Genomic DNA, 15724 nt, shown 5'->3' with positions numbered 1-15724 from the left:
TCTCATAGCAAAAAGCCAAGGCACTCAGTGCCTTGGCTTTTTTTATTGGCAGCTCAATCAAGAGCCTTACCTTATATGGGATATAGGGAATTTATCTATCCCATCACAACACAATTTCGACCAGCTGATTTAGCGTTATACAACGCACTATCTACCCGGAAAAGTGCGCTACGCAAACTCTCGTTATCTTGAACACTGATACAGCCAAAACTCATGGTCAAATTCAGTTGTTGATTGTGATAGAAGAAATCCGTCGCCGCTAAATCTAAGCGTAATTGCTCTGCGATTTGATGTGCTTCATCTAAGGAGCAACCCTGTAAAACAATCAAGAACTCTTCACCTCCCCAGCGGGCAATACAAGCAGCGGGTTGCCGTAGCCCTTCAAGTAACCTTGCGACTTGCACTAAAACATCATCCCCACATAAATGACCAAACGTGTCATTGATGGCTTTGAAGTAATCGACATCGCACATTAACAAACAAAGCTCTGTGCCTTTTGCGGTACTTAAGGCATTCTCCAACACCGCTTCCGCTTTGCGGCGATTAGCGAGTCCAGTTAACACGTCGGTATTTGATAACGTTTGATTTTCATCAATAAGCAATTGTAAATCATGGATATCTCTCATCGTCACTATATGCAATTCCGATTGATTCTCCGTGGCAATTTGTGCCGTGATCAAAAACCAACGGTACTCACCGTTACGACAAAGAATACGAGCCTGCATTTCAGCCGTATCAATTCCTGCATTGATACTGCTTTCAACGATGTTTGCCCATCCCTCAATCATGGCTTGACGCACTAAAGGCTCTGGATACACGGTTTTAAACCAAGCATCCATATCGGGAATATCTTCTAATGTGTAGCCAATTTGTTCGATAAAGGCATGATTAACAAAGCGGTGGATCCGCTGTATACGCCCAGATATCTCATCAATACGTGATTCAGAAAGCAGGATTGGAATAGGAATGAAATCTAAGCTTTTAAAGAGAATTACCTCACTGTCATTGCGTGCTGTCATTAATCTTCCCCGCTCAATCCCAAACAAAGATCAGTCATCACATCCCAAACCTAATTGGGGATAAAAGATGATTGATAAAACATAAGTTAACGTTTGAATTTATAAGAAATTCAATCAAGCACAACACAGTTGCGGCCATCATTCTTAGCTTTATATAAAACGCTATCAACCCGAAATAATAGACTTTGGAGGCTTTCACCGACTTGATGCTCCACACACCCAAAACTCATGGTTAAGTGCATATGCTGACCATAGGATTGGTAATCCGTGGACTCGATGTCACAACGCAGCTTCTCGGCAAGCTCTCTCGCGACTTCAAGTTCAGTGTTTTCCAGCACAATCAGAAACTCCTCCCCTCCCCAACGTGCGACACAGGAAGCAGAAGATGCATAGTGCTTAAGCTGATCCGCTACTAATTTAAGCACATCATCGCCACACAGATGGCCAAAGTTATCATTAATACTCTTAAAAAAATCGATATCACACATCACTAAACAGAGTGAACCTTTTGCATCGGTACTGTGTTCCATGGCTGAAGCGAGGATCCGCTCCACTTGACGACGATTGGCAAGTCCCGTCAGTAAATCGGTATTGGATTGCCGCTTGTTATCCTCAATCAGTAACTGCAACTGATGGACATCTCTCATAGTGACTATGTTTAAGTTTGATTGATTTTCAGTGGTAATTTGAGCTGTGATTAAAAACCAACGATATTCACCATTGCCACAGCGAAGGTAAGTTTGAAAACCTGCGGTGCTCAGTCCCTGTTTTTCACTTTCATATACAGCACTATCCCACTCGAGCATCGCTTTGTCTCGAAGGATTGGGTCGGGGTAAACAGTATTAAACCAAGATTCAATATCGGGGATGTCCGACATGGTATAGCCCAATTGCTCAATAAATGCATGATTCATAAATCTATGCACCCTATGAGTGCTAGGACGACGTCCTTCCACGTCCAAGGCCTCAGATAATAGAACTGGGATAGGAATATAATTTAAACTTTTGAATAATAAGGCTTCACTATCTTCTGAAAAAAGTCGACGCATCCGTATCTCCCCATACAACGAAATAACATAGAGATAACATTTAGTGTGATAGAACCACATATGATTTGTGAGGACAAGAACTCACTTAGGCCGTCGTCGATATAAAAATACTACAATCTCATCTCGTAAAATCAGAACGTGACTTGGGACACATCTAAAATGATGGAATGACAAGTACTTAAGAAAATCCTAATAAGAAGCGTTTGTTTGAAAAGACCTTTATTCTTCTTTTTTAGTTGCTCGTTTTTTGTACTTGTTAATAATAACAAGATTCAATAGAAGCCTAAGATGATGGGATTAGCCAGAATAATGGATGTGTACCGTCACCATTAATTATCCTCTGCTTATGAATAGACAGTGGACAACTCAATGATGAAGTTAACCTTATTTCCCACTATGTCTCGATTGATTTCGTCTGCGGCAAAGCAGCAGGAACTCACGCCTAAAGCCTAACGCTAATCATAGCTGTTGATAATCACATAACAAAAAGCCAAGGCACTCAGTGCCTTGGCTTTTTCTCATTTACGTCTTAAGCATTTTTTACTTTATTGGCTAAGCCAAAATGTAAACCTAAGCCAACACAAAGCAGTGCACTTAACGTAATCACCATACCTAAATGGTGAACGATTCCCGTGCCACCTAAACCCAGTCCCAACAGAATGTAATAAAACAGTCCGAAGAGCGCGCCAGCAGAGCCCGCATAGGTACGGTAGTCTGCCAGAGCCGAGCTGAGTATGTTCGGAATAGCGATACCGTAAGCAATCACAATCAATAGCATAGGCGCTAAAAAGTAAACATTATTCAGCCCTATAAAGGTCGATTGGATCAGCCAAATCCCCAATCCACCGACAAGTGCAATAGCACTGGCTAAGCGAACCAGTCGTGCACCGGTGTGGCCTCGACCCAGCATTATTTTATTAACATAACTGCCAAGGAATGTACCAAAGCCTAACAGTAAGCCACTGGTACCAAAGGCAAGCGTCGATAACCCTTGCGCCTCAAACATAAATGGCGCCAGTGAAAAGTAGCTAAACCACATTAGATTAAACGCCGCTACCAACAAGGTGTTCTTAATAATCCCACTATCGGTAAGCATCTTAATCGCTAACTCGCCTATCGCGATTTTCTGGGTGTGTGCGGGTTTGGTTTCGGGTAGATATTTTACCGACAAAAATAACAACACGATTGCAGAGACCATGAGTGCGACAAACACCCCTTGATATCCCCAATACGCACTGAGAACACTGCCTAATAGCAATCCGATAACTGGGCTTATTCCAAGTGACATACCCATTACAGAAAATACTTTCGCTAATTCCTCTCCGCTATAACTGTCACGCATCATAGTTTGGGTAATCACAGACCCCACTGCCGCGCCAAAGGCAGACAATACGCGGGCCATCAACAACAGGCTAAAGTCGCTAACCATCAAGGCTAACGTTGAGCCAATGGCATAACAGACTAATCCCGCGAGCATAGCTTTACGGCGACCAATAATGTCGGCTAAGCGGCCCCAGCAAAATACGCCGACGGCAAAGGCCATAAAGTACACAGATAAGGTTTGCGATGCAGCGGCAACCGACACAGCAAAGTTTTCTGCAATATTAGGCAAAGCAGGGCTATAAATGGTTTCCATAATTTGCGGAAACATCATTAGCAGCACAACGAGCCCTAATGGTGGTTTTATATTCATGATTTTTAGTCCATTTCAATCATCCAAATGAGTTGGTTTACCGAAATGTCGCTCCATACTTGTCAAAGATGGCGCAGTATAGATAAAATCCAAATGTGTCCATTAGCAACACTTAGACAAAAAACATCAAAAATAGGACAAAATGGCCTTTATTCTACCTGAACAGCAATTTAATCCAGACCAGCTAGATAATATGGTCATTGGCATTGCCGCAGATATGGGCGAACACGACTCGGGAGTACATCACCACAGAAAGGCGCAACTGCTGTACGCTCCCACAGGCGTGATGAGATTCACCCTAGCCGATACTCAAATGGTGTTACCGCCAACGCGTGCGGCTTGGTTGCCAGCTGGCGTTAAGCACAGCGTTACAATGCGTAATGTGGTTGCCTATCGCTCACTCTACTTTGAACCAGAAACCGTCACTTCATTACCCGATAAAGTCACTATTTTTCATGTAAACCCGCTACTCAAAGCGTTAATCGACACTATGTCGTTTTGGCCTTGGGACAAACCAAGAAGCACTCAGCACAATGCCTTTTTGCTGCTCTGCGAAGAATTGGGCCATGCCGCGGAAGAAAATCTGGCTTTACCCCTCCCACAGGATAAACGTTTAAAAACCTGGCTTGCGCAACTGCAACAGCACCAAAAACCGCCAGCCAATCTTAAGGATATGGCAGTAGAAATCGGAGCCAGTGAACGCACAATTAGCCGCATTTTTAGCGCACAGACGGGAATGGCTTATCAAGCATGGCGCCAGCAATGGCGTTTACTCTCGGCCATTGAACAATTGGCGGCGGGGAAATCGGTGGCGCAGGTGGGCTTTAATTTACAATTTTCCAGCGACAGTGCCTTTATCAGCTTTTTTAAGCAATATACCAGCACCACACCGGCACAATATTTCAAATAAGTACTGGCTCGACTGACTTACAATCGCCGAATCGAGCCTTGCCTCATGTGCATCATGGCGCTAGCTGCGACGTTAGGCTTTCAGCGCTGGCGTGGTAGAAGACTTAAACCAAGCAAGCGGTCGTTGGCGGCGCGTTAACATGTTACCGAGCGCGACCAGCAAGAGTCCCACACTTGAATACCAAGTCCAGTGATAATCCTCAAACACGCTCGATACACTAAGCGCCACCACAGGGGTTATCACCAACAGATACGCCGCTGCGTTAGCGCCAATTCGCTCAACCAAGATCAAATAAGCGGTAAAGCCAATCACAGAGGCGATAACGGCTAAGTAGAACAAGCTGCCAAGATAACTCGTTGTCAGCGGTAAACTAAAGCTTAAACCTTTAAACCAAATGATGAGCAATAACGCCGCACTGCCATAGCACATGGCATACGCTGTTGAAGTAAAGGGCGACACATTATCGCGCGAGTTACGCATGCTGATCATGTTGCCAATCGAGAAAAACCACGTACCTAGCAGCGAAAACAGTAAGCCCCATACTAAGGTTTGTGACCACTGAGTCGCGAGCAAATCGGCGCCAAAGAGTAAGATAATGCCCCCCAGACCGACACTGACTCCTAACCAAAAGTTGCGGGTAGTGGGCGTGCCGTAAAAAATGCGGCCATGTATCGCATTAAAAATGGGCGCAGTGGCCATAATCACCGCCGTTAAACCGCTGGCGATATAATGGGTTGCAGTATAAAACGCGATAAAATTCAAACAAAATAGACACACACCTTGCAGTGCAAACCAAGGATGCTGCCTAAGCTTTACCGCTTGCAGCTTGTTAAAGGCAAAGCCGATGGCGAACATCAACAGGCTCGCTATCGCGAAGCGATAAAAAATCGAGACTTCCGTCGCCACCTCACCGTGCTGCCACTTAATGGCAATCCACGAAAAACCCCACACAAAAATCATCAGCAAATACATCACAGCAGCCATAATGAGTCCCCCCTCACCTTCATAAAATACTTAATGAGGCGAACTATACAGCGATGGCTTTCGTCCTTATGTCACCATCTTGTGGGTCATAACACGATATTGCGGTTTTAATCGCAAGCGAACGTTGAGCCGCATTAATAAGTGCGATAATTTGGACAGACAAAACACTTAGCCAGTGAGATAACAAGGACCCCATGGAGCCCAAATACACCAGTTTTGATAAATCTGCTAAAACCTGTCTTCGCCAACAAGTGATTACGGAGGATTTATCTTGGGCCCATTATCAAAATGCGGGCGAGCGTTTGTATTACCAAAACGATACACAACACACGCTGAGCATGTATCTGGATGGCGGCTACGAAACCCACAGAACCGATATCAAAGCCGACTATGGCGCGCCCAGCAAGTTTTGCCTTATGCCCCAAGGCTGCCAAAGCCATTGGCAACTGGGACAACCGCAGCAGTTTATGCATTTGTATTTTAGCGATGAACATCTGAAGAAATTGGCCGTGCGAGTCTTTGATAAAGATCCACGCCAAGTGCGTTTACCTGAGCTGACCTTTGTCGATAATCCGAGGTTAGAGGCACTATTTCGGCATCAAGTTGCCGGGCTCAATTGGCAGATCAGTGATAACCATCTAATGATGGAACAGGTAACCGACACTGTGCTGGTGACGTTACTACAAAGTTCCGGCTTTAATTTGTCGGTGGGGCCAATCAAGGGCGGGTTAGCACCTAAAGTGGCGAAAGCGATCAAAGAGTTTATTTATTGCCATTCACATCGGCAGATTTATTTGTCTGAACTGGCCGAGATTGCCCAGCTTAGCGAGTACCATTTTTGCCGCATGTTTAAATGCCAATTTGCGATGACGCCGCAGGAGTATTTGCTACAAGTGCGCATCGAAAAGGTCAAACAAAGCTTGAGTCATTCAACGCAATCCTTGACCGATATCGCCCTCAATAATGGCTTCGCTAATCAAAGCCACATGGGCCGCTACTTTAAAAAGCTCAGCGGCATGTCACCGGGCGAATATCAAAAACATCATCAAGGCCGCTAGCAAACAAAAACGATTCCCCTGCTCGATTCGATTCAATTCAATTCAATTCAATTCTGCGTTAATCTTTGCCCATAGCCTGAGTTAAGGCACGCTGGTTAAACTCGGCATTAAAGGGATTACTTTTCAGTAGCATATGAAGTAGCAATGCTGATAAATCAAACGGTTCATTAGCATTATAAGCGTGAAGTGTAAGTACAGAGAACATGCTCGCGCTGGAAATGACTCAGTAAAGTTCACACTTTCGCGCCTTTCAAAACCGCCACACCAGTCTGTGTTATAGTCATCCCTTAGCTGCTACTGACGTGAGTACTCTGTGAAGAAAATCGCTTTATTTGTGGATGTACAAAACATCTATTACACCTGCCGCGAGGCCTATGGCCGCCAATTTAATTACCGTAAATTATGGCAACACTTAGGTTACGAGGGAAACATAGTCTTGGCCGTGGCTTATGCCATCCACAAGGGGGACGATGGGCAGTTGAAATTCCAGGATGCGTTAAAGCACATAGGCTTTGAGGTGAAGTTAAAACCTTTCATTCAGCGCAGCGATGGCTCGGCCAAAGGCGACTGGGATGTGGGGATCACTATCGATATTATGGAAGCGGCGAGTGAAGTCGATACAGTGATCTTGTTGTCTGGTGATGGCGATTTCGATTTATTACTACAAAAAATCCATCAAAAATATGGCGTTGAAATCCAAGTCTATGGCGTCCCTACCCTGACGGCTAAATCCTTAAGGGATGCAGCGTCTCAATTTCACCCCATAGATGCCGCACTCTTGCTCTAGTACCCATAAAAAATGCTGCTATCAATCACGACAGCAGCATCTGAAGTTCACTATTTTAGCCATCAAAGTTACAACACATCTAATGATAGGTAATGTCCGAATACATAGGTGCGAGACGTTTTAGGAGGGCATTGCGGGTCGATAATGGTATCTGTTGCTCCTTCATCGATTCAATTAAATGGCCCACTAAGGCATCAAAATCTGCCTGAGTAATATTCAACCCTTGATGACTCAGTGCCATATTCTCACCGTGATACACGCAACCGCCATCAGCAATCAGACAAAAATGTTCAATGGCGCGCTCACGAAATAACGCGATATCCGTCTCTTGAAAGTGATGCACTATGCGTGGATCAGTTGCAATACGGGCAAGTAAGCCATCGACAATCGCTGATAAACCGGCTTCACCACCTAACTCTTGATATAAGGTTTGCTGGCTTGAGTTGCCATTATTTGAGTTAACCTGTGGCGCCGATGATTCAGCCGTTTGCACTGCGCAGCCAGTGAAAAAAAGCAAAGCGGCGACAGGTAATAGCTTCAACAATAAACGACTCATAGTGTTCCCTCCACCGACACATACCAACCTTGCTGATCGGCAAAACCCGCAATACTGCCTAAATTCGCATAAGCCGTGACCACGGAAAGATGCTTATTAATAAACCAAGCTAAAAACACATCTTGCCAATCATCTTCACGGGCAAAAGCTAACTCATTGGGTTTCTGGCGATATTCGATACCCAGCGCCACATTATCCGTCAGCAATACTGCCGCAGACGCTTCGAGCACAAACAGGTAATCATTACTGGCTTGGGTACCAAAACCCAATAAACCCGTTTGATTCGCCTTGGTCGCGCGCACTGTACCATTAAGTAATAAATTGCGCCCCGCCACCGCATCGAAAAATACTTTGCTGGCCGCAATATACACATCTAACCCCCAATCATCCCGCGCCCCAACCGCCAGAGGAATCGCAAAGTCATCGACTCTTTTATACTGGGCACCTAGGGTGATTTGCGGCATAGCCGTATAAAGTAACTCGCCGGCAAGCTTGTATTTTACCCCAAAGATATCTTGGCCTAACTCGCCGCCCATAGTATCTAAATCAAAGGTTTGCCGCGCTAAACTCAGTTCGAATCGATTATCAAAACTCAAGGAAGCGCCAATCACATTCAGTGTAAAGTCATCGACATAAACGCCTGTCGCCATCGCCGTAGCGGACCATTCATCGCTACTGCCATAACCGTTGATCACCGCCCACGGCACTATGCCACCGCCAGCACTGCCCTCAATCGTCGTCCCGCCGCCAGTCGCGACCACGCGGCTACCTTCGGCAAACGCAGGAACTGTGCCCAATAGTAAAAAGAGGCAAGGCAAAGCCTTAGCACAATTCCAAGCTAATGAATTCAACTTCAATGCATTCATGGCAATGTTCACTCGCTACTCCGTTTTATTCTTTCAAACACGACTAAATCTAAGGTTTTTTGTGCGCTTTTTTGGGCAAATTAACTTATGCGTCAGAGGGATTTTTATGGTTAAACGCTTCAAACCACAGATCAAATTCAGCCGCTTTTAAGGGTTTTGAAAACACGTAACCTTGGATGATGTCGCAATTGAGGTTACGCAAGATGTCAACGCCTTCTGGTTCTTCAACCCCTTCGGCCACGACGGTAAAACCTAGACCGTGGATCAACTGAATGCTCGTGTTCACTATCATCACATCTTGGCTATTCGTGAGCATGTCTTTGATAAAACTACGATCAATCTTCACTTCATTGACCGGCAAAATTTTCAAATAAGCTAAGGATGAATGCCCTGTGCCAAAGTCATCGATGGCGACGGATACACCCATGTCACGGAATCGCTGCAATACGCTCACCACAGTCTGTGCATCTTTCATCACAGCACCTTCGGTGACTTCAATACAGAGTGCGCCGCTTGGCAGATTATTATCTTTTAATAAACTAGCAATTTGATTCGGCAAGCGGGTATCGACTAAATCATGGGCCGACAGGTTAATGGCCAGTTTTAGCTGCATACCCCGCTGCTGCCATGCGACTAATTGTTTAATCGCCTGCTTCAACACCCATTGGCTGACTATATCAATGTTGCCTGAATTTTCGGCCAGTTGAATAAACTCATCGGGCGGGATAAACCCTAAGGTTGGATGCTGCCAGCGGATCAATGCCTCGGCGCCAGTGCACTGGTTTAGGCGTAAATCCACTTTAGGTTGGAACACTAAATACAATTGGTTTTGCGCTAAACCTATAGGCAAATCACGGATAATCGTCAGCTCACGCTGATACTTTTCATCGGCGCCCTGACGATAACTGACAATACGTTGCTCCTCGAGACAGGCTTGATTGAGGGCAATTTCGGCGCGGCGTACTAACACATCGATATCGGCACCGTTGCCATCGATTTCAAGTAATCCCGCCCGCACGGTAAGAGAGATATTTGAGCCTTGGATTGGAAATGGCGACTCCAACATATCCAATGATTTCAGCAAGTGCTCGGGACGAATACCTTGGCTATACAGGAGTAAAAATGAGTCGCCGTCTAATCGCGCGAGTAAATCCGGTGTGGGGGCTAATTGCTCTAAACGGCGAGCAAAAAGCACCAACAAGGTATCGGCGTTGGCAAAACCAATAATGTCGTTGATATGGCGAAAATGTTTAATATCCAGCAATACCATAGCGCCGGATAGCTCATGTTTAAGATCCGCTAAATGCTGTTTTGCCGCAAAACGATTGAGCAATCCCGTCAAACTGTCGTGGCGAGATTGATAGACTAAATCCTTTTCCCGCGCTTCAATATCGTCGCGCATCAAGGACAAACTTTTGGCCAACACCCGCAGTTCTGCTGGCGCACCTTGAATACTGCCAGGCTGCTTACCTTGACCAATTTTACGGGCATAGGTCACCAGTTGATGCACAGGCTCAGTCAAACTGCCCGACAACCAAATCGCAATCACAATCGCCAGCGCTAAGGTCAAGGCAAAAATCAGCAACATATTATTGCGTAGATGCTGATAACTTTGCTGCCACTTAAGGTTTGACTGATGCAGTAGGGCTAATTGGCTGCCGTTATGATCATAAAGTTTGATCGCCATGGATAGATAATCCACGGGAATGTTCTCACTGGGCATTTTCAGTAGGCTGGGGAATAGGCTCGCCTGCTCTACCACACTGCGTTTTTCATCGTCGGATAAGGTTGACGCGATTTCGGTACGACCCGTGGCTTGATTGACAAAGCTGACATCGATACCGGTAATGGCTTTAGCTTGTTGGGCGACTTTCTCATCCAATAGGAATCCCATTCCGACCCAAGCAATCAAGGTCGGCGCCTTCACGGGCTGCAACACAAACTGATAGCTGGCATGATCAAAATTGAGGATAGCTAAGGCATTGTTATTGCTGGTGGTCATATCGAATAAGGATTGAATGTCATCCTGAGTGAGTCCGGGTAGACTCGAGGTCAAGAGCTCTCCTTTTGGAGACAACAATACTGCAGCGTCGGCGCCGATACGAGAGCCGTGATTGGATAACACTGACTCAATGGTTTCTTGCTCGCCGGTGGCAATTGCGCGCTTAAAACCAAAATCGGCACTGAGCACAGACAAACTTTGGCTGAGCTGAATACCGCGATTCGAAAGGACTTCGAGAAACACATTGGCACCAATATCTAAACTTTTTTGTTGTTGTAAAAAGTTGTCCCTTTCGGTCGCCGTCAATACGGAAAATGCCGTGGCAAACTGCACTAGAGTCAGCACAATAAAGAAAACTAAAATCAGCCGTGCGCGAAAACTATTTAGCATGTAATGGCTTGCCTTGAGCATCGTAGTGGCCAAATCCCGACGGCGGGGCTGACGGTTTAGCTTGGCGTTCAATGTCTAAGGACAAACTGAGTTGATTCGCGCCAGTGGTTAACATTAGCTCAGTCGGCTCGGAGGCCGCCTTCTGCCATGGATGCCAGAGTTTGACTTTATATTGACCGGCCGTAAGATCCTTAAACTGGATCTCACCTTTTTCGTCCGTCACCGCAACAATTGGGCTATCCGCCACATAGATAAATGCCTGCATATAATCGTGAATATTGCAGCCAAGTGCGACTAAGCCGGGTTTATCGAACTGAATCGGCGCTTCGGCTTGACCCACATACAGTTTAAGTTCGAAAGGTTTCGCCTCGGAAAAGGAATACACATGGTGACGAGTGCGATCTAGATTAGGAAAATCCACCTTGGCGCCCTTAGGGACCGCCAACACAAAAGGGATAAAGGTTCGATTTTTTTGTGACATTTCATAATGTCCAACAGGCATAGCCTTATCGGGCATCACTGCCGGGATCAACTCCACGACCGTATCGGCAATCGCCTGCTGCTGTAGATCCACCAGCTTAATATTGAGCTCAGCAGCCATGATTTGAGGCGTCAGAGAGGCAGAAACACTCAAAACTAGAGCAAATAAAGCGCGATTTAAGATCATCAGTTACCTCGGGCATAGTGATGCAAGGTCAACAAGTACCTTAGCTGAGTACGGCGTAAAACAAACTATTTTTATTCGTGTAGCATTGTACATCACTAATATATCGAATATTCCATTAGAACCTATAGAAGAGCGCCAAAACAGTAATCATTCTAATCGTCCAACTGCCATTACGCACGAAAGTGACCACAAATAATGGATAAACAACATCATACACACATTTCAAGCACGGATAACCACAAGCGTTTGAATCGACTATGGCGCTTACTGAGATCAAATATCACTGCGAGCTCATTGGCTGAATAAAACAGTTGAATCTAGTCAACATAGGTCTGCCATGCACAATAAGCAATTTAACTAACACACTGCCCTAGTAAATGACTTTTTGTTGTTCATCGGCAATTAAAGCAAGCCCATATACTTCTGACTCTATCCATCTTTGACTGTAACTTTACCGGCAATCTAATCTCAACTTATCCCAACTAAAGATAGTCAGGTTTCATATTTTTCGCCGCGAACAAACAAAAAAGGCCTACTTGATGTAGGCCTTTTGTACGCATTTATCCATCGAGAGAAACAAGCTTAACTGACGGTTAGCTCTTTATGCTCTTCGGCTTTTTTACTGCCTCGCTTTGCCAGTGCGTAGTAGAACAATGGCGTTAGGATTAGACCAAACACAGTCACCCCAATCATGCCGGCGAATACTGCTACGCCCATGGCTTGACGCATCTCGGCGCCAGCGCCAGTGGAGAATACCATAGGCACTACTCCCATAATAAAGGCGATAGATGTCATCAAGATAGGACGTAAACGTAATCTTGCTGCCTCTAATATCGCATCCATAGGTGCCATACCGTGATCTTGTTTCTCCTTGGCGAACTCGACAATCAAGATAGCGTTCTTAGTCGCGAGTCCCACCAGCACTATCAGGCCAATTTGGGTGAAGATATTGTTGTCACCACCGTAAATTAACACTCCACTGAGGGCTGAGAGCAAGGTCATTGGAATGATTAAGATAATCGCCAATGGCAAGCTTAAGCTCTCATACTGAGCAGCGAGCACCATGAACACCAGCAAGATCACCAGCGGGAAGACTAACAAGCCCGTATTGCCTGCTAAGATTTGCTGATAGGTCAACTCAGTCCACTCGTAGGTCATACCATTTGGCAGCGTCTCGGCGAGGATTTTCTCAATCGCTGCCTGCGCTTGGCCAGTACTCACACCTGCTGCTGGGCCACCGTTGATTTCAGCGGTCGTAAAGCCGTTATAGTGCATCACTCTGTCTGGGCCTGAGCTTTGGCTGACGTTGATGAACGACCCTAGCGGGATCATATCACCATTCAGATTCGGCACCTTCAGCTGACTTATCTGCTGCGGGCTTTGACGGAATGCCTCATCGGCTTGCATATTCACCTGATAGGTTCGACCGAAACGATTGAAATCGTTGACATAGGTCGAGCCCATATAGGTTTGTAATGTCTGGAAGATTTGATCGAGCGACACTGCCTGCTGTTTCGCTTTAGTTCGATCAATATCCAGTTCAAGTTGAGGCACGTTCACCTGATAGCTAGAGAAAATTCCGGCTAACTGAGGATCGGCCCACGCCTTGTACATCACTTGTTGGGTCACCTGATACAAGGCCTCATAACCAAGGTTGGCTCTGTCTTGAATTTGCAGACGGAACCCTCCTATAGTACCGAGGCCTTGCACAGGTGGCGGCGGGAAGATGGCAATAAATGCGTCTTGAATACCAGCAAACTCTTTATTCAATTGCCCAGCAATGGCATTCGCCGACAGCTCTGGACTCTTACGCAATTCAAAATCATCAAGCGCGACAAACACCACGCCTGAGTTAGGACTATTAGTAAAACCGTTGATGCTAAGGCCTGGGAAGGCAATCGAGTGCGCTACTCCTGGGTGATTAAGGGCAATCTCAGACATCTTTTTGATAACGGTATCAGTACGTTCAAGGGATGCCGCATCGGGCAACTGAGCAAAGGCCACTAAATACTGTTTATCTTGGCCGGGTACATAACCCGTTGGTGTATTGGCAAATTGCACACCCGTTAACGCCACCATGCCTAAATACACTAGGCCAATAATGCCGCCAAAACGGATCACCTTACGCACTAACCAGCCATAACCATCGGATGCACGGTTAAATAAACGATTAAAAGGCACAAATAACCAAGCACCAAACAACTTATCCATTAGACGGGTTAAGCCGTCCTTAGGTGCATCATGACTCTTGAGTAACAGCGCCGATAATGCCGGACTTAAGGTCAGTGAGTTAATCGCCGAGATAAAGGTCGAGATAGTAATAGTCAAGGCAAACTGTTTATAGAACTGCCCGGTTAAACCGCTCATAAAGGCCGTTGGAATAAACACCGCCGCCAGCACTAAGGTGGTTGCCACAATCGGGCCAGTCACTTCCTTCATCGCCTTTTGTGTTGCCGCAACTGGGCTTAACCCTGCGGCAATATTACGCTCGACGTTTTCGACCACGACGATGGCATCGTCAACCACGATACCTATGGCGAGCACCAGCCCAAATAGCGACAAGGCGTTTAACGAGAAACCGAGCAGATGCATAAAGGCAAAGGTACCGACCAAAGACACAGGCACGGCCACCAGCGGAATAATCGATGCACGCCACGTTTGCAGGAATAGCACCACCACCAACACCACCAGTAACACGGCTTCGAGCAGGGTTTTTACCACAGCTTCAATCGAGCCACGCACGAACACTGTTGGGTCGTAAACGATTTCGTATTCTAGTCCTTCAGGGAATCCTTTAGACAGCTCTGCCATTTTGGCGCGCACATCATCGGAAATCTGAATCGCATTTGAACCCGATGCTTGGAACACAGGAATCGCCACGGCATCTTTGTTATCCAGCAGTGAGCGCAGCGCATAACTCGTCGCACCTAGCTCGATACGAGCCACATCCTTCAAACGATTCACTTCACCGTTTTGGCCGACTTTGATGATGATATCTTCAAATTCAGACAGTTCAGTTAAACGACCTTTCACGTTAATCAAGAGTTGGAAGTCAGCACTACCACTTGGCTGAGCACCTAAACTGCCCGCTGCCGCCTGTTGGTTTTGCTCGCGCACGGCAGCAATAATGTCCGCAGGTGATAAACCCAGAGCCGAAACTTTATTCGGGTCGAGCCAAATACGCAGGCTGTATTCCCCTGCACCAAACAAGCGTACCGCGCCCACACCTTTAATCCGTGCGAGCTCATCTTTAACGTTCAGCGCCGCATAGTTAGATAAATACAACATGTCATAACGGTTATCCGGTGACAGCAAATGCACCACCATGGTCAAGTCTGGCGATGACTTTTCGGTGACTATGCCTAAGCGTTGCACTTCCTGCGGCAGACGCGGCATAGCGCGATCGACTCGGCTCTGCACTTGGGTTTGCGCCCTGTCTACATCTGTGCCAATGGCAAAGGTGATGGTCAAGGTCATGCGTCCATCGGACGTCGCTTGCGATGACATGTACAACATGTCTTCGACGCCGTTGATTTCCTGCTCCAGCGGTGAAGCCACGGTTTCGGCAATCACTTTAGGGTTAGCGCCAGGGTAGTTAGCGGTCACCACGACGGTGGGCGGCACAACTTCAGGGTATTCAGTGATCGGCAGTTGCCAAACGGCAATCGCCCCTGTGATAAAAAACAGCAGTGAGAGTACGGCTGCAAATATCGGTCTTTTAATAAAAAACTGCGATAACATGG

Annotated in this window: 12 protein-coding genes; 3 read left to right on the top strand and 9 right to left on the bottom strand. The window is 46.2% G+C overall.

Annotated elements, in window-relative coordinates:
- Positions 1-95: 95 nt before the first annotated feature.
- The 3 genes from Q4Q49_RS16055 to Q4Q49_RS16045 form a co-directional block, all read right to left on the bottom strand.
- Entirely contained in the window at positions 96-1019 is a 924-nt protein-coding gene (locus Q4Q49_RS16055; RefSeq protein ID WP_311999834.1) for a sensor domain-containing diguanylate cyclase, read from the bottom strand.
- Between the two features lie 110 nt (positions 1020-1129).
- Complete coding sequence (locus Q4Q49_RS16050; protein ID WP_311999833.1) at positions 1130-2068, bottom strand: sensor domain-containing diguanylate cyclase; 939 nt, start codon at positions 2066-2068, stop codon at positions 1130-1132.
- A 529-nt stretch (positions 2069-2597) separates the two neighbouring features.
- Positions 2598-3761, bottom strand: coding sequence for a multidrug effflux MFS transporter (locus Q4Q49_RS16045; RefSeq protein ID WP_311999831.1), 1164 nt, complete (start codon positions 3759-3761; stop codon positions 2598-2600).
- Positions 3762-3903: 142 nt separating this feature from the next.
- On the opposite strand from Q4Q49_RS16045, the gene Q4Q49_RS16040 reads away from it, so the two are divergent.
- Positions 3904-4671 (top strand): helix-turn-helix transcriptional regulator, encoded by a 768-nt coding sequence (locus tag Q4Q49_RS16040; RefSeq protein WP_311999830.1) that lies wholly within the window; start codon positions 3904-3906, stop codon positions 4669-4671.
- 72 nt (positions 4672-4743) lie between these two features.
- Here Q4Q49_RS16040 and Q4Q49_RS16035 read toward each other — a convergent pair whose 3' ends face one another.
- Entirely contained in the window at positions 4744-5655 is a 912-nt protein-coding gene (locus Q4Q49_RS16035; RefSeq protein WP_259503717.1) for a DMT family transporter, read from the bottom strand.
- Positions 5656-5849: 194 nt separating this feature from the next.
- Here Q4Q49_RS16035 and Q4Q49_RS16030 point away from each other — a divergent pair, with 194 nt between their 5' ends.
- Positions 5850-6713 (top strand): helix-turn-helix transcriptional regulator, encoded by an 864-nt coding sequence (locus Q4Q49_RS16030; RefSeq protein ID WP_259540976.1) that lies wholly within the window; start codon positions 5850-5852, stop codon positions 6711-6713.
- 313 nt (positions 6714-7026) lie between these two features.
- Entirely contained in the window at positions 7027-7500 is a 474-nt protein-coding gene (locus tag Q4Q49_RS16025) for an NYN domain-containing protein (protein WP_311991233.1), read from the top strand.
- Positions 7501-7579: 79 nt separating this feature from the next.
- On the opposite strand, the gene Q4Q49_RS16020 is transcribed toward Q4Q49_RS16025, so the two are convergent.
- From Q4Q49_RS16020 to Q4Q49_RS16000, 5 genes are all read right to left on the bottom strand, one after another.
- Positions 7580-8056, bottom strand: a complete 477-nt coding sequence (locus Q4Q49_RS16020; RefSeq protein WP_311999829.1) for a group 1 truncated hemoglobin — start codon at positions 8054-8056, stop codon at positions 7580-7582.
- On the bottom strand, positions 8053-8922 hold the full coding sequence (locus Q4Q49_RS16015; protein WP_311999854.1) for a DUF3034 family protein: 870 nt from the start codon (positions 8920-8922) through the stop codon (positions 8053-8055). The genes Q4Q49_RS16020 and Q4Q49_RS16015 overlap by 4 nt, the downstream gene beginning before the upstream one ends.
- 85 nt (positions 8923-9007) lie before the next feature.
- Positions 9008-11314 carry an EAL domain-containing protein gene (locus Q4Q49_RS16010; RefSeq protein ID WP_311999828.1) on the bottom strand — a complete coding sequence of 769 codons (2307 nt, stop codon included), beginning with the start codon at positions 11312-11314 and terminating at the stop codon, positions 9008-9010.
- Positions 11304-11981, bottom strand: coding sequence for a methylamine utilization protein (locus Q4Q49_RS16005; protein WP_126492542.1), 678 nt, complete (start codon positions 11979-11981; stop codon positions 11304-11306). The genes Q4Q49_RS16010 and Q4Q49_RS16005 overlap by 11 nt, the downstream gene beginning before the upstream one ends.
- A 582-nt stretch (positions 11982-12563) precedes the next feature.
- On the bottom strand, positions 12564-15722 hold the full coding sequence (locus Q4Q49_RS16000) for a multidrug efflux RND transporter permease subunit (RefSeq protein ID WP_311999827.1): 3159 nt from the start codon (positions 15720-15722) through the stop codon (positions 12564-12566).
- Between the last annotated feature and the right edge of the window lie 2 nt (positions 15723-15724).

The sequence above is a fragment of the Shewanella sp. SP1S1-7 genome (genome assembly GCF_031932105.1).
GTDB lineage: Bacteria > Pseudomonadota > Gammaproteobacteria > Enterobacterales > Shewanellaceae > Shewanella > Shewanella baltica.
This window is presented reverse-complemented; position numbering and strand designations above follow the sequence as displayed.